At 71.9% G+C, this 20,418-nt stretch carries 18 protein-coding genes and 1 pseudogene; 12 read left to right on the top strand and 7 right to left on the bottom strand.

The features are described 5' to 3' along the window. Positions 1 to 31: 31 nt before the first annotated feature. Positions 32 to 415 (bottom strand): winged helix-turn-helix transcriptional regulator, encoded by a 384-nt coding sequence (locus tag FHX45_RS12535; protein WP_167100392.1) that lies wholly within the window; start codon positions 413 to 415, stop codon positions 32 to 34. Positions 416 to 482: 67 nt separating this feature from the next. On the opposite strand from FHX45_RS12535, the gene FHX45_RS12530 reads away from it, so the two are divergent. The 3 genes from FHX45_RS12530 (at position 483) to groL (ending at position 3,764) form a co-directional block, all read left to right on the top strand. Beyond that, entirely contained in the window at positions 483 to 1,337 is an 855-nt protein-coding gene (locus tag FHX45_RS12530) for an NADP-dependent oxidoreductase (protein WP_167100389.1), read from the top strand. A gap of 436 nt (positions 1,338 to 1,773) precedes the next feature. Beyond that, positions 1,774 to 2,067 (top strand): co-chaperone GroES, encoded by a 294-nt coding sequence (groES, locus tag FHX45_RS12525; RefSeq protein WP_026153773.1) that lies wholly within the window; start codon positions 1,774 to 1,776, stop codon positions 2,065 to 2,067. A 77-nt stretch (positions 2,068 to 2,144) separates the two neighbouring features. Beyond that, positions 2,145 to 3,764, top strand: a complete 1,620-nt coding sequence (groL, locus tag FHX45_RS12520; protein WP_167100387.1) for a chaperonin GroEL — start codon at positions 2,145 to 2,147, stop codon at positions 3,762 to 3,764. Between the two features lie 89 nt (positions 3,765 to 3,853). Here groL and FHX45_RS12515 read toward each other — a convergent pair. Continuing rightward, positions 3,854 to 4,593: pseudogene (locus FHX45_RS12515) on the bottom strand (SDR family NAD(P)-dependent oxidoreductase). A 72-nt stretch (positions 4,594 to 4,665) separates the two neighbouring features. Between FHX45_RS12515 and FHX45_RS12510 the strand changes: the two are divergent. After that, positions 4,666 to 5,217 (top strand): TetR/AcrR family transcriptional regulator, encoded by a 552-nt coding sequence (locus tag FHX45_RS12510; RefSeq protein ID WP_167100384.1) that lies wholly within the window; start codon positions 4,666 to 4,668, stop codon positions 5,215 to 5,217. A gap of 39 nt (positions 5,218 to 5,256) precedes the next feature. Here the strand turns inward: FHX45_RS12510 and FHX45_RS12505 are convergent, their stop codons facing one another. Continuing rightward, on the bottom strand, positions 5,257 to 5,559 hold the full coding sequence (locus tag FHX45_RS12505; RefSeq protein ID WP_167100381.1) for a WhiB family transcriptional regulator: 303 nt from the start codon (positions 5,557 to 5,559) through the stop codon (positions 5,257 to 5,259). A 267-nt stretch (positions 5,560 to 5,826) separates the two neighbouring features. Here FHX45_RS12505 and FHX45_RS12500 point away from each other — a divergent pair, with 267 nt between their 5' ends. The 5 genes from FHX45_RS12500 to FHX45_RS12480 all read left to right on the top strand — a co-directional run bounded on the left by FHX45_RS12500 (position 5,827) and on the right by FHX45_RS12480 (position 10,083). Then, entirely contained in the window at positions 5,827 to 6,732 is a 906-nt protein-coding gene (locus tag FHX45_RS12500) for a MerR family transcriptional regulator (RefSeq protein WP_208406972.1), read from the top strand. A 1-nt stretch (position 6,733) separates the two neighbouring features. After that, positions 6,734 to 7,573 (top strand): hypothetical protein, encoded by an 840-nt coding sequence (locus FHX45_RS12495; RefSeq protein WP_167100378.1) that lies wholly within the window; start codon positions 6,734 to 6,736, stop codon positions 7,571 to 7,573. Positions 7,574 to 7,714: 141 nt separating this feature from the next. Beyond that, a complete protein-coding gene (locus FHX45_RS12490) occupies positions 7,715 to 8,311 on the top strand; it encodes a response regulator transcription factor (RefSeq protein WP_017986686.1) in 597 nt (198 codons plus the stop codon). A 251-nt stretch (positions 8,312 to 8,562) separates the two neighbouring features. Then, entirely contained in the window at positions 8,563 to 9,135 is a 573-nt protein-coding gene (locus tag FHX45_RS12485; RefSeq protein ID WP_167100375.1) for a sigma-70 family RNA polymerase sigma factor, read from the top strand. Continuing rightward, positions 9,136 to 10,083 (top strand): anti-sigma-D factor RsdA, encoded by a 948-nt coding sequence (locus tag FHX45_RS12480; protein ID WP_167100372.1) that lies wholly within the window; start codon positions 9,136 to 9,138, stop codon positions 10,081 to 10,083. 77 nt (positions 10,084 to 10,160) lie between these two features. Here FHX45_RS12480 and FHX45_RS12475 read toward each other — a convergent pair whose 3' ends face one another. Continuing rightward, positions 10,161 to 10,550 carry a DUF5319 domain-containing protein gene (locus FHX45_RS12475; RefSeq protein ID WP_341771439.1) on the bottom strand — a complete coding sequence of 130 codons (390 nt, stop codon included), beginning with the start codon at positions 10,548 to 10,550 and terminating at the stop codon, positions 10,161 to 10,163. Positions 10,551 to 10,723: 173 nt separating this feature from the next. On the opposite strand from FHX45_RS12475, the gene guaB reads away from it, so the two are divergent. Both guaB and FHX45_RS12465 read left to right on the top strand, forming a co-directional pair. After that, positions 10,724 to 12,226 carry an IMP dehydrogenase gene (gene guaB, locus FHX45_RS12470; protein WP_167100366.1) on the top strand — a complete coding sequence of 501 codons (1,503 nt, stop codon included), beginning with the start codon at positions 10,724 to 10,726 and terminating at the stop codon, positions 12,224 to 12,226. Between the two features lie 73 nt (positions 12,227 to 12,299). Beyond that, a complete protein-coding gene (locus tag FHX45_RS12465; RefSeq protein WP_167100363.1) occupies positions 12,300 to 13,433 on the top strand; it encodes a GuaB3 family IMP dehydrogenase-related protein in 1,134 nt (377 codons plus the stop codon). A 68-nt stretch (positions 13,434 to 13,501) separates the two neighbouring features. Here FHX45_RS12465 and FHX45_RS12460 read toward each other — a convergent pair whose 3' ends face one another. Continuing rightward, entirely contained in the window at positions 13,502 to 14,500 is a 999-nt protein-coding gene (locus FHX45_RS12460; RefSeq protein WP_167100360.1) for a class I SAM-dependent methyltransferase, read from the bottom strand. Next, the gene (locus FHX45_RS12455; protein ID WP_167100357.1) at positions 14,497 to 17,109 is read right to left on the bottom strand and encodes an HAD family hydrolase; all 2,613 of its coding nucleotides are present in this window, start codon (positions 17,107 to 17,109) and stop codon (positions 14,497 to 14,499) included. Before FHX45_RS12455 ends, FHX45_RS12460 begins: the two co-directional genes overlap by 4 nt. A gap of 140 nt (positions 17,110 to 17,249) precedes the next feature. Between FHX45_RS12455 and FHX45_RS12450 the strand changes: the two genes are divergently transcribed. Beyond that, positions 17,250 to 18,983: a GMC family oxidoreductase N-terminal domain-containing protein gene (locus FHX45_RS12450; protein WP_167100354.1), complete on the top strand. Its 1,734-nt coding sequence runs from the start codon at positions 17,250 to 17,252 to the stop codon at positions 18,981 to 18,983. Here the strand turns inward: FHX45_RS12450 and FHX45_RS12445 are convergent. Further along, on the bottom strand, positions 18,955 to 20,400 hold the full coding sequence (locus FHX45_RS12445; RefSeq protein WP_167100351.1) for an aldehyde dehydrogenase family protein: 1,446 nt from the start codon (positions 20,398 to 20,400) through the stop codon (positions 18,955 to 18,957). The two genes, FHX45_RS12450 and FHX45_RS12445, sit on opposite strands and share 29 nt — an antisense overlap. Positions 20,401 to 20,418: the final 18 nt, after the last annotated feature.

The following is a 20,418-nucleotide window of genomic DNA, read 5'->3' as shown; positions in this document are numbered from 1 at the left end:
GGAAACTACCGACGGTCAACCCGGTTGGGAACTACCGGACCGGTCCGGGTGTCGGCCGGTTGTCGAACGCCTCCCGGGCCGCCAGGATCTCGTCCACGTGCTCCTGGGCCCAGTCGCCGAGGACGGAGAACATGTCCCCGACCTGCGCGCCCAGGTCCGTCACCGCGTATTCGACCCGCGGCGGCACGGTCGGGTAGACGGCCCGGTCGACCAGGCCGTCGCGCTCCAGGACGCGCAGCGTCTGGGTGAGCGATTTCTGCGTAATGCCCTCGAGCAGGCGGCGCAGCTCGTTGAACCGCATCGGGCCGTCGTGGCGGCGCAGTGAGCTGAGTACCAGCAGGCTCCACTTGTTGGCGAGCGTGTCGAGCACGGTGCGGGCCGGGCAGGCCTTCAGGTAGGACTGGACGGTATCCATGAGGTACCTGGATATCAGGAAGGTGCCTTCTTTACAACGGATACCGTGCGAGTCGACGATCTTCGGCATGAGAGCTGTCGATGTGCGGGCCCTGGGCGGGCCCGAGGTGCTGGAGGTCGTGGACGCGCCGCGTCCGGTGCCGGGACCGGGCGAGGTACTGGTGCGGGTGCACGCGGCGGGGGTGAACCCGGCGGACTGGATGCTGCGCCGTGGACTCATCGAGCAGTGGCCGTTCGCGCCGCCGTTCCGGCTCGGGCTGGACTTCTCCGGTGTGGTCGAGGAGACGGGGGAGGAGGTGTTCGGGCTGGTGATGTCGCAGTGGGGCGCGTACGCCGAGTACGTGGCGGTGCCGTCGTCGGCGTTGGCGCCCAAGCCGGCTGAGCTGGACCACGTCGCGGCCGCCGCGTCGCCAACAGCGGTGCTGACGGCGACCCAAGCGCTTGCCGGCGTGCGGCCGGGACAACGGGTGCTGATCCACGCGGCGGCCGGCGGGGTCGGGCACGTCGCGGTGCAGGTGGCGAAGGCGCGGGGCGCGTACGTGATCGGCACGGCGCGGTCGGCTAACCACGACTTCCTGCGCGCGCTCGGGGCGGACGAACTGATCGACCACACGGCGGTGGACTTCACGACGGCGGTCGCCGGGGTGGACGTGGTGTACGACCTGGTGGGCGGTTCCTACGGGTCACGCTCGCTCGAGGTCCTCACGCCGGACGGCGTGCTCATCGACGCGCAGGGCAACGACGCGACGGAGGACCCGCGCTACCGGCGGTTCTACGTGCAGCCCTCCGGCGCGGAGCTGGCGAGCGCGGTGGAGGGCGTCCGGGTGCACGTGTCGCAGGTGCTGCCGCTGGAGGACGCGGCGAAGGCCCACGAGCTGAGCGAGAGCGGCCGGGTGCGGGGGAAGATCGTGCTGACCGTGTAGACGGCGAGCGGCCCGGGACCACACCGTGGTTCCCGGGCCGCTCAGGTCGAGGCCGGCGCTAGCAGCTTCCGCAGCACCCGCATCCGGAGCCACTGCACGAGCTGCAACAGCTGCAACCACCCATCGGAACACCATCCCTTCCAGTCGCGTCCGGGCCGGTTCCCACGGTAGGGAGCGGCCCGGAACGCCGACACCGCTCAACGAGTGAGATGGTGACCCCGCTCCGTGACCACGCCGGTAAAGTCGCCGGTCAGGCGCCTCGCCCGACGGTCCGTGCCGTACCGGGGGACCCTCCTTGCGCGGCTAGCACTCCCGTGGCTAGAGTGCTAATCGAAGGCACCGCACACGCCCCGGCACCCGCGACGGCGGGGGTGGTAGGCGCCGAAACCAAGTAAGTACCTGCCAACGCTTTCGACGACCCGTGGAGGTCAACCCGGTGAGCGTGAACATCAAACCGCTCGAGGACAAGATCGTTGTCCAGACGAGCGAGGCCGAGGAGACGACCGCCTCCGGCCTCGTCATCCCCGACACCGCCAAGGAGAAGCCCCAGGAGGGCAAGGTTCTGGCCGTGGGCCCGGGCCGTGTCGACGACAAGGGCAACCGCATCCCCGTCGACGTGAACGTCGGGGACGTCGTCATCTACTCGAAGTACGGCGGCACCGAGGTCAAGTACAACGGTGAGGACTACCTGATCCTGTCCGCTCGCGACGTGCTGGCTGTCGTCAACTGACATCGGCGCTGCGGTGAACGCCCCGGGCCCCGCTGGAAAGCCGGGGACGGGGCGTTCTGCTGTCTGAGAGGACTTCCATGCCCAAGCAGATCAACTTCGACGAGGACGCTCGTCGAGCGCTCGAGCGCGGCGTGAACAAGCTGGCCGACGCGGTCAAGGTCACCCTCGGCCCGCGTGGCCGGCACGTCGTGCTGGACAAGAAGTTCGGCGGCCCCACCATCACCCTCGACGGGGTCACCGTCGCGCGGGAGATCGAGCTGGAGGACCCGTTCGAGAACCTGGGTGCCCAGCTGGCCAAGAACGTGGCCACCAAGACCAACGACGTCGCCGGCGACGGCACCACCACGGCCACCGTGCTGGCGCAGTCGCTGGTGAAGGTCGGCCTCCGCAACGTGGCCGCCGGCGCCAACCCGGCCGGCCTCGGCAAGGGCATCGAGGCGGCCGCGGAGAAGGTCATCGAGGTGCTCAAGTCCAGGGCCACCCCGGTCAAGGGCCGCGACAACATCGCCCAGGTCGGCACGGTCACCTCGCGTGACGCCACCATCGGCGCCCTGCTCGGCGAGGCCGTGGAGCGGGTCGGCGAGGACGGTGTGATCACCGTGGAGGAGTCCTCCACGCTGGCCACCGAGCTCGAGATCACCGAAGGTGTGCAGTTCGACAAGGGTTACCTGTCGGCGCACTTCGCGACCGATCCGGAGGAGCAGCGGGCGATCCTGGAGAACGCCTACGTGCTGCTGCACCGGGAGAAGATCTCGGCGCTGGCCGACCTGCTGCCGGTCCTGGAGAAGGTCGCCGAGTCCAAGAAGCCGCTGCTGATCATCGCTGAGGACGTCGAGGGCGAGGCGCTGTCCACCCTGGTGGTCAACGCCCTGCGCAAGACCCTCGTCGCGGTCGCGGTGAAGGCGCCGTTCTTCGGTGACCGCCGCAAGGCGTTCCTGGACGACCTGGCCGTCGTCACCGGCGCCCAGGTCATCTCCTCCGAGGTGGGCCTGAAGCTGTCCGAGATCGGCCTCGACTCGCTGGGCACCGCCCGGCGCATCGAGATCACCAAGGACAACACGACGATCGTCGACGGTGCCGGCACCAAGGCCGACATCGAGGCCCGCATCGCGCAGATCCGCAAGGAGATCGAGACCACCGACTCCGACTGGGACCGCGAGAAGCTGCAGGAGCGGCTCGCGAAGCTGGGCGGCGGCGTGGCGGTGATCAAGGTCGGCGCGGCCACCGAGACCGAGCTGAACGAGCGCAAGCACCGCATCGAGGACGCCGTGGCTTCCACCAAGGCGGCCGTCGAGGAGGGCATCGTGCCCGGCGGTGGCTCGGCGATCGTGCACGCGGTCAAGGAACTGGCGACGCTCGAGGCCGAACTCTCCGGTGACGAGGCCACGGGTGTCCGCATCGTGCGGGACGCCCTGACCGCGCCGCTGAACTGGATCGCCGCGAACGCCGGCTACGAGGGCCCGGTCATCGTGTCCAAGGTGCAGGAGCAGGGCTGGGGCTACGGCTTCAACGCCGCGACCGGCGAGATCACCGACCTGCTGCAGGCCGGCATCGTCGACCCGGTCAAGGTCACCCGCTCCGCGGTCGCGAACGCGGCCTCCATCGCCCGTCTCGTCCTGACCACGGAGAGCACCGTGGTGGACAAGCCGGCCGAGGAGTCCGAGGACACCGGCCACGGTCACGGTCACGCACACTGACCACGGCAGAAGGCCCCCGCCACCAGCGGGGGCCTTCTTCTTTTCCCGGAGCGGAACCGCCGGTGCCGCTCCGGTTCAGTTGTGGCGTGTCACGCGTTCACGCCACCGTCCACGGTGATCGTCGACCCGGTGATGAACGCCCCCGCTGGCCCCGCGACTGGGCGACGGTCGCCGCGATGTCGTCCGGCGTCGCGTGCCGCCCGGCGGCCGACAACGCGAGGATGCTCGCGGCGTGCGGCCCGTCGGCTGGGTTCATGTCCGTGTCCGTCGGTCCCGGCTGCACCACCACCGAAGTGATCCCCCGCGGAGCGAGGTCCCGTGCGAACGCGCGGCTCATCCCGACCACGGCCGCCTTCGACGCGGAGTTCGCGCTCAGCCCCGGCCGGGTCACCCGCTCGCCCAGGGTGCTGCCGATCGTGATGATCCGGCCGCCGGCCGGGAGGTGCCGTACCGCCGCCTGGGTCGCCACGAACACCGCCCGGACGTTCACCGCGAGCGCGCGGTCGAAGTCGGCCAGGCTGAGGTCTTCGACCGTGCCGAGCGGGAAGATGCCGGCGTTGTTGACCAGCACATCCAGTCCGCCCAGCGCCTCGGCGGCCTGGTCGACGGCGGCGGTGAGCGCGTCCGCGTCGGCGCCGTCCGCCTGGATCGCGAGCGTCTTCCGGCCCAGCCCCTCGACCGAGGCCACCACCTCGGCGGCCGGCGACGCCGCCCGTTCCTAGGTGAGCGCGATGTCCGCCCGTTCCGCGGCCAGCTTCCGCGCGATCGCGGCGCCGATGCCGCGGCTGCCCCCGGTCACCAGTGCCACCTTGCCGTCCAGCGAACCCATGCGCCGTTGCGAAGCATGTCACCACGCGGCCGTCCACGCGCCTTCGATCGGGACGCGGCTCTGGACCAGGCGATGTACGTCTTCTGGGAGCGCGGTTACGAGGGCACCTCGCTGTCCGATCTGACCGCCGCGATGGGTATCGGGTCGCCGAGCCTGTACGCGGCATTCCGCGGGAAGGAGCCCCTGTTCCGGGAGGCGGTCGAGCGGTACCGCGAGCGGTTCGCCCACCACCTGCCGGAGGGAACGGCGGTGCGCGAGGCGCTGGAGACGTGGCTGCGGGACAGTGCGCGGGAGTTCGTGGCGAGTGACCATCCACGCGGATGCATGGTCGTGCTCGCCGCGGTCAACTGCACCGAGCAGAACCGGCCGGTGCAGGATTTCCTCGCGGAGAAGCGCCGGGGCAATCTGGCTGAGCTGGAGGAGCGGCTGCGCCATGCGGTCGCCGAGGGTGATCTGCCCGGGGATGCCGACATCGCGGGGATCGTCCGGTTCTACGGAACGATTTTGCACGGAATGTCGATTCAGGCCCGCGATGGCGCGGAACTCGCGGACCTCGAGGCGGTCATCGACACCGCGATGTCGCTGTGGCCGCGATTCGCCGGAAAAAAGACGGCACCCGGCTGACGCGTGCGCCCCGGGTGCCGTCCGGTTTTTCCCGTCCGGCTAGTGCCCGGAAAGGGTCAACTGTGGTTTTCCGGTGCGGATGATGGTTTCCCGCTCGGCCTCCGAGAGCCCACCCCAGATCCCGTACGGTTCGTGCACCGCGAGCGCGTGCTCCCGGCACAGCCGCAGCACCGGACAGGATTGGCAGATCGCCTTCGCACGGGCCTCCCGCCGTGCTCTCGCCGGCCCCCGCTCCCCATCCGGGTGGAAAAACGCGCCGCTGTCCATCCCCCTGCACGACCCCCGTAGCTGCCAATCCCAGATATCGGCGTTCGGGCCCGGGAGCCTGCGCGTGTCTGCCATCGTGACCGCCCTCCGATTCGGTCGTGCCACCCCTGCTGTGTTGCCCGGCGATTACTCCGAATGGCGCAACGGCGGTAACGTTAGAAGCGCGCCAATAGTTGTTCAAGGGAATCCGGGTGATTCAGCCGTCAGGTTCCCCCGGATGCGTGAGATCAGGGCCGTAAACAGGCAAAATAACGAAACCGATTCAAGTTGCCCCGTTCGAGTGGCGCCGGGATATTGGACCGGGTGAGCCGTCCGAGGGGTGCCGGTCAGACCGAGCCGACGATGCCCGTGGCCGCCGTCGCCCGGCGGCTCGGGGTCGCGCCTTCGACGCTGCGCACCTGGGACCGCCGCTACGGGCTCGGCCCGAGCCGGCACACCGGCGGCAAGCACCGCCGCTACTGCGCGGCCGACATCGGCCGCCTCGAACTGATGCAACGCGCGCTGCTGCGCGGGGCGTCGACGGCGGAAGCCGCCCGCTACGCGCTCCAGCAGATGCCGAAGTCGTACTCCGCGGTTCCGCAGACCCCGGCGCAGCCGCTGCCGCCGCCCGCCGAGCACACGGCGGCCGCGCGGAACGGCGCCGCGGCGCGGCGGCTCCGGGCGGCGGCGGTCGCGCTCGACGGGCGGGCCGTGCAGCAGACGCTCGGGGACGCGATCGGCGCCGCGGGGGTGCTCGAGGCCTGGGAGGGCGTGATCGCCCCGGTCCTCGACGCGTGCGGCAACGGCTGGCCCGGCACTCCGGCCGGGGTCGAGGTGCAGGCGCTGCTGACGGAGTGCGTGCTCGCCGCCGTCGTGCGGGCCACCCCGGTCCTCGGCCATCCGCGCAACCAGCGCCCGGTCCTGCTCGTCCGGGTGCCGGACGAGCCGGACCCGCTCCCGCTGCACGTGCTCGGTGCCGGCCTGGCCGGCCGCCGCATCGGCACGCAGCTGTTCGGCCTGCCGCTGCCCGCGCCCGCGCTGGCCGCGGCCGTGCGGCGCAGCTCGCCCGCGGCGGTCGTGCTCTGGGCGAGCCGTCCCGCCGAGGCCGACGCCGGGCTGTTCCCCGAGGTGTCCCGCGGCGGGCTGCGCAGCCGCCTGTTCGCGGCCGGGCCGGGCTGGGCGGACGTGCAACTGCCGGACCGGGTCGAACTGCTGCCCGGCCTGCGCACCGCCGCGGACCGCATCGAGTACGTTCTGGTGGGGAAGTGACGTGCACGAGATCGAACTGCGAAAAGCGGCCTTCGGCGACCGGCCGCCGCCGGGCCTGCTCCCGGCCGACGGGCCACCGGTGCACCGCCTGCTGGCCGCCATCGTGCTCGGCGCACGGGCCCGCTACGCCGCCGCGGCCACCCTGCTGGACCCGCTCACCCGTGACCGCGACCCGGTGATCGCCGCACTCGCGTTGACCACCCTCGCATCGCACCGCCGGCAGCTCGGCGGGCACACCGCCGCGCGCGCCCTCGACGGCACCGCCCTCCGCCACGCCTGCGCGGCGGAGGGGCTGGGCACCGACACCGATCCGGACGGCCTCGACGCGCCCGGCGCGCTCGCCGATGCGCTGCTGGGTCTGGCGGCCGATCACCTCGGCACCGGTCGGCTCACCGCCTCGCGGCGCGTGCTTCGCCGGGCGGCCGCCGCCGCGGCGAGCTGGCGCACCCGGACCCGGCTCGGCTGGGTCACCGCCGAGCTCGCGCTCGCCTCGGGTGACGGCCCGGCGGCCGTCGAGCCCGCCGAGGCGGCCCTGGCCGAGGCCATCGCCGCCGGCTCGGTCCGGCACACCGTCAAGTCCCGGCTCGTGCTCGCTGCCGCGCTCGGCACCATCGGGCAGAAGCGAAGAGCCCGGGAGCTCGTCTCCGGCGCGCAGGCGGACGCGGACGCCTATGATTTGTCCTCGTTGTCCTGGCCCGCGGGGCTGATCGCGGCCGATCTGTGGCCCGCCGAGGCGGACCGCCACCGATCGCGCACCGCCGCGGTGTTACACGCAGTGTTACTAGGGTCCGATCCGGAGGGGAGGCGGCTCGCCCGTGAATCACCGTGGGTGCCTGTCTGATCCCCGGCGCGGCCATCAGCCGGCCATACCGACATCCGGGCGAAGAAGTTCCCAAAAAAAGCCACCGGATCGTGTCAAGGTACGGCCTCAAGCGTCCGATAGGGGATATGGAATGTCACCCGGCTGCAGGAAGGAACACCCGTGACGACGGTCTTGATCTGCGACGACCGACGCAGTGTCCGCGAAGGGCTCACCCGCGTGATGTCTGCTGTCCCCGGTGTCAGTCGCATCGACTGTGTAGCGCACGGTGACGAGTTGCTGGCCCGGTACTCGCGGCAGCCGGTCGACGTCGTGCTCGTCGGCACCCAGCGCGCGATGCCGGCCGGGGTGGAGGCGACTCGGCGGCTGGTGTCCGCCAACCCTCAGGCCAACGTGATCGTCTTCGGCGCGCCGGACGACGCCGGCAGCATCGCCGCCGCCATCGCCGGCGGCGCTCGCGGCTACCTGCGCTGGGACGCGTCCCGCCCGGAACTGGTCGCCGCCCTCGCGCACACCCTCGCCAGCACCTCCGTGCCCGCGCCGCGCCAGCCGGCCGACCCGGGCGTCCAGCTCACCGAGCGCGAGCTGCAGGTGCTGCGCGGCATGAGCCAGGGCAAGAGCAACGGTCAGATCGGCCGTGAGCTCTACCTGTCCGAGGACACCGTCAAGACCCACGCCCGCCGGCTGTTCCGCAAGCTGGGTGTGCGTGACCGTGCGCAGGCCGTCGCCCACGGCTTCCGTCGCGGCCTGGTCTCCTGACGCGACGCGCGGATCCAGCGAAAATTCTTCGCGAATCCGCGCGTTGCTTCGCTCATGGGCACTCCGAGAGGCCGTCTTCGTGCGATACTGGGCGCCCTCGGCGTTCCGGGGCCGCGACGGGTCATAGCCGACCGCGCACACGCGGCGCCGGCGTCGGCAGGTACGGTAGGCATCACCGGCGTGAGCGATATGGGGGTTGCCGCGCCGTTGATTCTGCACGCCTACACGTAACGCTGGGACTGTTGTCTGCGATGGCCAATGTGGGGGACGGGCTGGACGAGCCAGTCGCCGCCGCTGTCGAGGGGGATCCCCAGGCGGTCGAGCGGCTGCTGGCCGCTATCCGTCCCCTGGTGGTGCGGTATTGCCGCGCCCGGGTCGGACGACAGGAGCGGTCGTTCGCCTCGGCAGACGATGTGGCCCAGGAGGTGTGTTTAGCGGTGCTCACGGCGTTGCCTTCGTACCGTGACCAAGGGCGCCCGTTCCTGGCCTTCGTGTACGGCATCGCCCAGCACAAGGTGGCCGACGCGCATCGGGCCGCCGCGCGCAACCGAGCCGAGCCCGTCGCCGAGCTCCCCGACGAGATCGAGGGCGACATCGGGCCGGAACAGCGTGCTCTGCAGGGGGAGTTGAACGAGCGCATGGCACAACTGCTGCGGGTCCTGCCCGACAAGCAGCGCGAGATCGTGGTGCTGCGCGTGGTGGTCGGCCTGTCGGCCGAGGAGACCGCGGACGCGGTCGGCTCGACGCCGGGTGCCGTCCGCGTCGCCCAGCACCGTGCGCTGGCCCGGCTCCGCAAGGCGCTGGCGTCCGAGGAGGTGGCCTGAGTGACCGATCGCGAAGACGGTAGACGTGAGCTCGACGAGCTCGAGTTCGACTCGACCATGCTGAGTTCGTCACAGGCGGAGTTCGAGGCGGACCTCACGGCGATCCGGGCGGACGACGCTCTGCTCGACGCGCTGGGCGGGTCCGACCCCGGCATCGCCGACGACCTGGGCGACCAGGAACTCAACGCGCTGCTGCTGTCCTGGCGGCGGGACATCGACAGCGAACCGCTCGCCGAGCTCATCGACACCGACACCGCGGTCACCACGATCAGGACGGCCGCGCTGGCTCGCCGCCACGGGCAGCAGGCGCGCCGTCGCCGCCTGCTCGTGCCGGTCGCCGCGGCCGCCGCGGTCCTCGCCATCGGCTTCACCGGCACCAGCGTCGCCGCGCGCGACGCGCAGCCCGGTGACACGCTCTGGGGCCTCACCAAGGTCCTCTACGCCGACCACGCGCGGTCGGTCGAGGCCGCCTCCGCGGCCCGGATCGAGCTGCAGCAGGCCAGCATCGCCTTGTCGCAGGGCCGCATCGCCGAGGCGCAGCAGGCGCTTGCCCAGGCCGCCGCGAAGCTGAGCCAGGTCACCGAGGAGGAGAACCTCAGCCAGCTGATGGCCGAGCACCAGCAGCTCGCCTCGATGCTGCCGAGCTCCACCACGACCACGCCGGGCTCGTCGGTGTCGTTGCCCACGTCGGCCGCGCTGCCGCCGCCGAGCTCGACCAAGCCGGCGGCCTCGTCCACCACGACCACGCCGCTGCCCACCACGACGACGACCCCGTCGGAGAGCAGCACGCCTCCGCCGAGCACCACGTCACCGAGCAGCACAACTCCGCCGGCGACTGACGGCACCTCCGGCGGCGTGCGGTACGACCCGCCCGACACCACGAACGGCACCGGTCAGAAGTCCTCCGGGGTGGGCACCGGCACCGGCTCGAGCACCAGCTCGAACTGACCGGATCCGCGAGAACAGGCTCGTACGACGAAGGCCCGGCCGCTTCCGGCCGGGCCTTCGTCGTGTGGTCAGTAGGCTCAGTAGGCGCTTTCGGTGGTCGTGATGCCGTCGGCGAAACCGCGGCAGTAGTCCCAGCTGACGTAGTCGGCCGGGTCGGGGTCGAAGGCCGGCTCGTGCGGACGCATCCGACCGTCGGCGAGCAGTTGCTCGAGGCTCGCGCGCAACAGGTGCCAGTCGTGGTAGTGCGGCTGGTCGCACTCGCCGCAGTCGACCACGATGCCGCGCACCCCGCGCGGCTCCAGCAGTGCCTGGTAGACGGCCAGGTCGGACAGGTCCGCGAGGAGCTCCGCGCGCGCCTGCTCATCCATCGGTTCGGCCAGCTCGTCGTCCCCGAAGCCGGCGAGCTCACGTGCGGGATCGTCCGGGTCGTCGGCGAACGGGTCGGGGGGCAACACTTCGTGCGGCACGCGTGGCACCGTACCCGTCCGACCCGGTTGCGTGTCCAGGGGCTTTCAGTCCCCTGGGCGGGCAGCGAGTTTCCCCGGTCACGTCTGGCCCGTGCCCGGGCCGTATCCGGGCGGCGGCCAGATACCATCGAGTGCAGGTTCACCCGCCACCACCAGGAAGGTCAGCCCCCCAGATGACGAGCGAGTTCGCCCCGGAAGACAAGTTCGCGATGCTCGGGTTGACCTTCGACGACGTGCTGCTGCTGCCGGCCGAATCGGATGTCGTGCCCAGCAGCGTCGACACGTCGACCCGGCTCTCCCGCAACATCACCCTGCGCATCCCGCTGGTCTCCGCGGCCATGGACACCGTCACCGAGGCCCGCATGGCGATCGCCATGGCGCGGCAGGGCGGGGTGGGCGTCCTGCACCGCAACCTGCCGATCGAGGAGCAGGCCGCGGCCGTCGAGGTCGTCAAGCGCTCCGAGGCCGGCATGGTCACCGACCCGGTCACCTGCTCCCCGGAGGACACGCTCGCGGAGGTCGACGCCCTGTGCGCCCGGTTCCGCATCTCCGGCCTCCCGGTCACCGACGCGTCCGGCGCCCTCGTCGGCATCATCACCAACCGCGACATGCGCTTCGAGCTGGACCACAGCCGGCCGGTCAGCGAGGTGATGACCAAGGAGAACCTGATCACCGCGCAGGTCGGCGTCACCGCGGACGCGGCGCTGGGCCTGCTGCGCCGGCACAAGATCGAGAAGCTGCCGATCGTCGACGGCGCGGGCAAGCTGCGCGGGCTGATCACCGTGAAGGACTTCGTCAAGACCGAGCAGTACCCGCACGCGACCAAGGACCCGGACGGCCGCCTCGTCGTCGGCGCCGCGGTCGGCGTCGGCGCGGCCGGTCACCAGCGCGCGATGGCGCTCGCCGACGCGGGCGTGGACGTGCTGATGGTGGACACGGCGCACGGCCACTCGCGGGCGGTCATCGACATGGTCGCCACCCTGAAGAAGGAGCTGGGCGACACGGTCGACGTCGTCGGCGGCAACGTCGCCACCCGGGCGGGTGCTCAGGCGCTGGTGGACGCGGGCGCGGACGCGGTCAAGGTGGGCGTCGGCCCGGGCTCGATCTGCACCACCCGGATCGTCGCCGGTGTCGGCGTGCCGCAGATCTCCGCGATCTACGAGGCGGACAAGGCGTGCCGCCCCGCCGGGGTACCGGTGATCGGCGACGGCGGCATCCAGTACTCCGGGGACATCGCCAAGGCCATCACCGCCGGCGCGTCCACCGTCATGCTGGGCAGCCTGCTGGCCGGCACCGCCGAGTCGCCGGGCGACCTGATCCTGGTCAACGGCAAGCAGTACAAGACCTACCGCGGCATGGGGTCGCTGGGCGCGATGCAGTCGCGCGACGGGCGCAAGTCGTACTCCAAGGACCGCTACTCGCAGGACGATGTGCTCAGCGAGGACAAGCTGGTGCCGGAGGGCATCGAGGGCCGCATCGGCTTCCGCGGGCCGCTGGCCAGCGTCGTGCACCAGCTCGTCGGCGGGCTGCGCTCGGGGATGGGGTACGCGGGCGCGGAGACGATCGAGCAGCTGCAGCGGGCGCAGCTGGTGCGGATCACCGCCGCGGGCCTGAAGGAGAGCCACCCGCACGACGTCACCATGACCGTCGAGGCGCCCAACTACACCTCGCGCTGACCCTGCGCGCAGGTCACACTCGTGGCCTAGCGACAATGGGCCGTCAACTACTGGCGGCGAGAAGGGACCTGACGTGCGCGATCTGGTCGAGATCGGCATGGGACGCACCGCGCGACGGGCGTACGACCTCGATGACGTGGAGATCGTCCCGTCCCGGCGGACCCGCTCCTCGGCGGTCGTGTCCACCGCGTGGCAGATCGACGCCTACCGGTTCGACATCCCGATGGTCACCCATCCGACGGATGCGGTGGTGTCGCCGGACACGGCGGTCGAGGTCGGCAAGCTGGGCGGCCTCGGCGTGCTCAACGCCGAGGGTCTGTGGGCCCGTCACGCGAACACGGAGCAGGCGCTGCTCCGCCTGCTGGACGCCGCGAAGGACGAGGACCGCACCGCGCTGACCCGGACGTTGCAGGAGCTGCACTCCGCACCCGTGCGGCCGGAGCTGCTGGCCGAGGCCATCGGCCGCGTCCGCGAGTCGGGTGTGACGGTCGCGGCGCGGGTGAGCCCCCAGCGCGCGGCCGAGCTGACCCCGCACCTGATCGCCGCCGGCGTCGAGATCCTCGTCGTGCAGGGCACGATCATCTCCGCGGAGCACGTCGCCCACGACGACGCCGACCCGCTGGACCTCAAGGACTTCATCGGTGGCCTGGACGTGCCGGTGATCGCCGGTGGCGTGTCCGACTACCGCACGGCGATGCACCTGATGCGCACCGGCGCGGCCGGCGTGATCGTCGGCCACGGCTACACGCCGGGCGTCACGAGCACCGACCGCGTGCTGGGCATCGGCGTGCCGATGGCGACGGCGATCATCGACGCCGCCGCCGCGCGCCGCGACTACCTGGACGAGACCGGCGGCCGGTACGTGCACGTCCTCGCCGATGGCGGGATCACCAGCTCGGGTGACATCGCGAAGGCGATCGCCTGCGGTGCGGACGCCGTGGTGCTCGGCTCGCCCCTGGCCGCGGCCACCGAGGCCCCGGGCCACGGCCTGTACTGGACGGCGGCCGCCGCGCACCCGTCGCTGCCGCGTTCGCGGGTCGCCGCGGGCCCGGACATCGAAGTGGATCTCAGGACGCTGCTGTTCGGCCCGTCGTCGGATGCCGAGGGAGCGGTGAACCTGTTCGGCGCGCTGCGGCGGGCGATGGCCAAGACCGGGTACTCCGATCTGAAGGAGTTCCAGCGCGTCGGCCTCTCGGTGCGCGGTTAGGGCCACGGCTGTACCCGGGCGGTGGCCGTACGAGGCGCGCCACCACCCGGGTCGTCAGCGGGGCCGGCTCACTGCCGCCGCAGGACGCGGTCGGCGAGCGAGGGGGAACGCGCGTCGACCATCGCGCGCAGCCGTTCGTTCTGCCGGCGCAGGTCGTCGGCCTGGGCGCGCAGGTCCGCGGTTTCGGCCGTGAGCCGCTCGATCTCCTGCCGCTGCCGGTTGACGGTCTCCGCCATGGTGTCGGCGTCCTCCGCGTGCGCGACGGCCTCGAACTGGAGTTGCAGCAGGCGCGTGTAGAGCGCGAGACGGTTGTTCTCCATGGTGTACAGCAACCGCGAGTCGCGGTACGGCGCCAGCGCGCCGAGCAGCGCCTCGTGCCGGGTCACCACACCGACGCCGAAGATCGCCGGGATCATCGCGAGGTGCCAGCCGTCGTTCGCGGTCAGCGCGTCCTCGACCGCGGTGAGCACGCCGTTGCGCTCGCCACCGGCCTCCTGGGCGGCGGTGAACGCGCCCAGGCCGACGAACCCGGCGGGCGTCAGCTCGTCGTGCCACACCGTCGGACCGTCCGCACTGGAGGGATGGCGGTCCTCGGGCGCGAGCCGGGACGGCAGGTAGTACTGGTCCCGCCGCGAGCACGGCCACAGCAGGTCGTGCAGCACGACCACGGCGTCCGGCGCGTTCGCCAGCACCCAGTCCAGCTCGGCGCGCACGGTGGCGTAGTTGTGGTCGCCGTCGAGCACGTACAGATCGGCGACCGGCAGCTCCGGCAGCACGTCCGGGGAGTGTGCTTCGACCAGGTGCAGGGCCGGGTTCCCAGCGAGCGCGGCGCGGAGGCGGTCCGTCGGTTCCGGGTCGACGCAGTACACCGCGGTCGCGCCGAGCTCCGTGTAGATGCCGCTGACCTGCCCGGATTCCACACCGACCTCGACTACCGTCCTGATTGGACGGCTCGCGTAGACGATCTCGAAGATCTCCCGGAAACAGGACAGCGAATGCAGCAGCAGGGGCCCCTGCCGGGCGGCGCGGGCCTGGGCGTGCGGGTCGGTGCGGGTGCCGTAGTTCACTTGCCGCTCCGCAACTGCCGCACGGCGATGCGGGCCGCCGAGGTGGCCAGGCCGACCGTCCCACGCACCCGGATCTCCTCACGCACCCGGCTGGTCACCCGCGCCACGCGCGAGGCCGACGGCGGGTGCCCGCCGAGCCCGGTTCGCGACTTCGGCAACGTCGCGAACGCCACGCTCACCTGCCCGGACGTCACCGGCGCGCCCATCCGCGCGGCGACCGGGAACCAGATCGCCGACTCGTCGGCCTCGAACTCGAACAGCGTGCCGCCCAGCCAGCGGCAGGCCGCGTGGATCAGCCCGGCGAAGTCCTCGGGTCGCTCCCATCGCTCGACACGTGGCACGCTCTGGCCGGGCACGAGCGCCCGCACCTCGACCCAGTCGATGCGCACCAGCGCCGGCCGGCCGGGGATCGCGACCGCGAGGTCGGTGATGTCGGCCGAGCGGAAGTCCAGCCTGGCGAACGAGAGTCCGTTGTGGTTGATCCGCACCGGCCGCCGCGGCCCCTCGTGCCATTCCCCGTCGCGCGTGCGGAAGGTCAGCCGCGTCTGCGCCGGAGCAGTGGACGGCTCGAAGAGGTCCGGGTCCACCCGCCGCTCAGCCAGCGCCCGCGCCCCGGCGGCCAGGCGCGTGTCCGAGGCGGCCAGCAGGGCCGGCCAGAACGCGTCGCGCATCGCCAGGTCGCCCAGATCGGCGGGGGACAGGTAGGGGATCGCGGGCACGAGGTCCTCCGGGACGACCCGCGTGACCAGCGCGGAACCGAAGTTGTCCTCGTGCGCCCAGTTGCCGAACACCGCGGCCTCCTCGGCGGTCGGCGCCTTGAGCGCGGACACCAGGATGTTCGCCAGCCGGTGCCGGGCGGTACCGGTCAGGTCCGGCCGGCCGTCGTCGGCGTAGCGGTACCACTGGGCCTGGAACTCGCGGATGCCGTCCTGGACCGCGCGCCGCTGCGCCAGCTGGGCCTCGCCGTCCGAGGCCGGGCCGAGCACGGGTGAGCCGTCGGCGGTGAAGTCCAGCAGGGACCCGCAGAAGTCGTTCACCGACTGCTCCAGCACCTCCGGGCTGCGGCTGATGGTGCGCGCGATCTCCGGTGGGTGCCCGCCCTGGCTGAGATAGCCCTCGATGCGCAGCCCCGCCCGGAACACGCGGGTGGAGCGGTCGTCGGTGGCGAGGTAGAAGCCGGCGGGCTGGACGCCGGTACCGGACACGTCGAGCACCCGGCCGAGGAAGTACTGGATCGTCCCGCCCCAGCCCAGGTCGACCAGCGCCGGTTCCCGCGCGTCCAGCATCCCGGCGCGGCGCAGCTCGGCCAGCACGCGCTCGCGGATCCGGGTCACCGTCACGGTCAGCCGGTTCCGCAGGTGGGCGGTCTCGGTGAGCACGCCGCAGACCAGGCCGATGGCCGGGTCGTTGTCCAGGACGGCGTCCAGCATCTCGGCCAGCGGCGGCACGTCGCCCGGCCGCAGGTGCAGGGCCTGGAGCAGGTGGCGGACGGTGAACGCGTGCCGCGGCCGGATGAATTCGCGCAGCGAGCCCGGGTCGGCCGGGTCGAGCGCGGCCAGCGAGGTGACGTGCCGGGACAGCCAGACCGGCCGGGCCTCCACCTGCCATCCGCGGGCCTGCGCGGCGTTGTTGATCAGGGCGGAGAGCATCGTGCCCTCGCGCATCGGGCACCACACCACCGGCATGCCGGACTCGTGTGCACGCCGCGCCACCCATTCCGCGAACCCGGTCAGCACCGGGCCGAGCACGGATGCGCCGTAGCGCCACGCGGTGCGGATCGGCGTGTGCGCTGCCGGATCCGCACGCAGGAGCGCCTTCGCGCGCAGGCTCGTCAGGCCGAAGTCGCCGTGGCCGAGGTCCAGGTGCTCGCCGAGCGGGTCCTCCAGGCCGAGTGGTTCGCGTTCCCGCTCGAGCACCGCGTGGAACTGCTCGTCGAGCCGCTCGTAGTGCACGGTCCGGATGCCCAGCTTCCCGGGCACCTCGATGTCGGCGACCACGTTGTCCCCGATGTGCACGACCTGCTCGGGGCGCACGCCCAAGTTGTCCAGCACGATCTTCCACAGCCCGGACGCCTTGTCGAGGCCGTGCTGGTGGGAGCGGAAGATCCGCGCGTCGCGCAGGGCACCCAGGCCGGGCCGGTCCAGCAGTTCGGCGAGGTGCTCCTCGGTGAAGTAGGTGTCGGACACCAGCACTGTCGGCACGTGGTGCTTCGCGGCCAGCTCGACCAGTTCGGCGATGTCGGCGTCGGGCACGGTGAAGTCCCGTTCGCAGGACACCTCGGCGCGCACCAGCTCGGGCAGGCCGGCATCGAAGATCGCCAGCGGCATGTGCTGCCAGATGTCGGCCAACGACACCTCGGGCCCCAGGGCCGTGTCACTGCGCCGCGCGTCCTGTTCGGCGGTGATCCGCATGCGCCGGAACGCGGCGGGCGTGACCCACTCCGGGCAGCGGCCGTCGCGCACGAGCCGGGCGCCGAGCACGGCGAACACGTCCGTGGGGCGGGGCGTCCGCCGCCACAGGATGGTGTCGAAAACATCGAGCGAGAGCGCCGCGCACGAGCCGTCGGTGATCAGCCGGCGGACCCGCTCGAGGGATGGCGGTGGCGACAAGTGGGACTCCCCAGGGTGGTGTGGCCATTGCACGATAACCACTAGCCCGTACGAGACGTCACAAATCACCCGGAGGTTGCCCCAACTGATCGGTAACTTACTACTGGTCACATCCGCCCGGTCGTGGTTACGCTTTACCTGTGACCACGCGTAACAGCAATGCGGCTGACTATGACGTCATCGTGGTCGGATCGGGGTTCGGCGGCAGCGTCGCCGCGCTCCGGCTGACCGAGAAGGGCTACCGGGTGGCCGTCGTCGAGGCGGGCCGCCGGTTCGCCGACGACGAGTTCGCCAAGACGTCCTGGGACCTCAAGCGCTACCTGTGGGCGCCCGCGCTGGGCTGCTTCGGCATCCAGCGGATCCACCTGCTGCGGGACGTGATGATCCTCGCCGGCGCCGGGGTCGGCGGCGGGTCGCTGGTCTACGCCAACACCCTGTACCGGCCGCTCAAGCCGTTCTACCAGGACAAGCAGTGGGCCCACATCACCGACTGGGAGTCCGAGCTCGCGCCGTACTACGACCAGGCGAGCCGGATGCTCGGGGTGGTCACCAACCCGAGCGTGACCCCGTCCGACGAGGTCATCCAGAAGGTCGCCGCCGACATGGGAGTCGCGGACAGCTATCACCCGACACCGGTCGGGGTGTTCTTCGACAAGCCGGGCGAGCGGGTGCCCGATCCGTTCTTCGGCGGCGCCGGGCCGGAGCGGACGGGCTGCACCGAATGCGGCTCGTGCATGACCGGGTGCCGCGTCGGCGCGAAGAACACGCTGGTCAAGAACTACCTGTACCTCGCCGAGCAGGGCGGCGCGAAGGTCATCCCGCTCACCACCGTCACCGCGGTGCGCCCGCGCGGGGACGGGTCGTTCGAGGTCGACGTGCACAAGACCGGCACGCGGTCGAAGAGGTTCCGGACGACCCTCACCGCCGGGCAGGTCGTGCTCGCCGCGGGCACCTGGGGCACCCAGCGGCTGCTGCACGACATGCGCGACCGCGGCGTGCTGCCCCGCCTCTCGCCCCGCCTCGGCGAGCTGACCCGCACCAACTCCGAGGCCATCATCGGCGCCGGCCGTCCCGCGGTGGACCCGGCACGCGACTTCAGCAAGGGTGTCGCGATCACCTCGTCGTTCCATCCTGACGAGTCCACCCACATCGAGCCGGTGCGCTACGGCAAGGGCAGCAACGCGATGAGCCTGCTGCAGACGATCGCCACCGACGGGTCCGCGCCGGCGCCGCGGTGGCTGCAGGCCGTGCGGTTCATCGCCAAGCACCCCGTGCAGAGCGCGAAGCTGCTCAACGGGTACCGGTGGAGCGAACGGACCGTGATCCTGCTCGTGATGCAGAGCCTGGACAACTCGATCACCACGTACACCAGGCGCGGCCTGTTCGGCCAGCGCAAGTACACGTCCAAGCAGGGGCACGGCGAGCCGAACCCGACGTTCATCCCGGCCGGGCACCGGGCCAACGAGCTGACCGCGAAGCACATCGACGGCATCGCGGGTGGCACCTGGGGCGAGATCTTCGACATCCCGCTCACCGCGCACTTCATCGGCGGCGCCCCGATCGGCACCAGCGCCGAGGACGGCGTGATCGACCCCTACCACCGGGTGTTCGGCTACCCCGGACTGTCCATCGTGGACGGCACGGCGATCACCGCGAACCTCGGCGTCAACCCGTCGCTGACGATCGCCGCGCAGGCCGAGCGCGCGTTCTCGTTCTGGCCGAACAAGGGCGAGCCGGACGCGCGGCCCGGCCAGTCGCAGGGCTACCGGCGGATCCAGCCGGTCCCGCCGGAGCACGCGGCGGTGCCGGCCGGAGCCCCGGCCGCCCTGCGGCTGCCGCTGACCGCTACAAGTCGATCCCGGCGAACACGGTGACCTGCTCCTCGGTGAGGTCGTGCATGGCGGCGAGCACGCCTTCGCGGCCCACCCCGGAACCCTTCACCCCGCCGTAGGGCATCTGGTCGGCCCGGTAGGACGGCACGTCGCCGATGATCACCCCGCCGACCACCAGCTCGGCGGAGGCGCGGAAGGCGAGCCGCACGTCGCGGGTGAAGACGCCGGCCTGCAAGCCGTAGGCGGAGGCGTTGACCGCGGCGAACGCCGCGTCGGCGTCGTCGACCACCGAGACGGCCAGGACCGGCCCGAAGATCTCCTCCGACCAGACTTTCGCGTCGGCTGGGACGTCGGTGAGCACGGTCGGCTCGACGGTCGCGCCGTCACGGCCGCCGCCGGTCAGGAGCTTGGCGCCGGCCGTGACGGCCTCGTCGATCCAGGCCGTGATCCGCGCCGCGGCGGCCTCGTCGACGACCGGCCCGACGTCCACTGTGGAGTCGTACGGGTCGCCGGTGCGCTGGGCCTGGACGGCGTCGGTGAGCGCCGGGACGAACTCGCCGGCGATGGACCGCTCGACGATGACGCGCTGCACCGCGATGCACGACTGGCCGGCCTGGTAGTTGCCGAAGGTCGCGATGCGCTGCGCCGCGCCGGCGAGATCCGGCCAGTCGGCGAGCACCACCGCGGCGGCGTTGCCGCCCAGTTCGAGGACGACGTGCTTGCGTGGCGCGGCGTCGGCCAGCGACCAGCCGACCGGGCCGGAACCGGTGAACGACACGACCGGCAGGCGGGGGTCGGTGACGAGCTTCGCGGTGTCGTCGTTGCCGAGGGGGAGGACCGAGAAGGCACCCTCGGGCAGCCCCGTCTCGGCCAGGATCTCGCCCAGGACCAGCGCGGACAGCGGCGTGCGCGGCGCGGGCTTCACGATGATCGGTGCGCCGGCCGCGAGCGCGGGGGCGACCTTGTGGGCGACGAGGTTGAGCGGGAAGTTGAACGGCGCGATGCCCAGGACCGGGCCGCGGGGCACCCGGCGGACCAGCGCGAGGCGCCCCTCGCCCGCGCTGTCGGTGTCCAGCCGCTGCAGGTCCCCGGAGAAGCGGCGGGCCTCCTCGGCGGCGATGCGGAACACCGACACCGCACGGCGCACCTCGGCCTCGGCCCACTTCAGGGGCTTGCCGTTCTCGGCGGTGATCAGCTCGGCGAGTTCCTCGGCGCGCTCGGCGAGCTGCCGCGACGTGTGGTCCAGCGCGGCGGCCCGCTGGTGGGCGGGCGCCGCGCGGAGCTTCGGCGCGACGGCGACGGCCGCGGCCACCGCGCGCTCGACCTGGTCCGCCCCGGGCACCGCGACGGTCGCCACCTCGCTCCCGTCGAACGGGTGATGGACGGTCAAGGTGCTCGTGCCCTGCTCCGGCCGGCCGGCGATCCAGGCCGGCCGCGGTTCCGGCGTGATGGTGTCCATGCCGAACAACTTAGAACG

Origin of the sequence: Amycolatopsis granulosa (genome assembly GCF_011758745.1) — a bacterium.
GTDB lineage: Bacteria > Actinomycetota > Actinomycetes > Mycobacteriales > Pseudonocardiaceae > Amycolatopsis_E > Amycolatopsis_E granulosa.
Note: the sequence above shows the minus strand (reverse complement) of the source record. Positions and strands in the feature narration are given on the sequence as shown.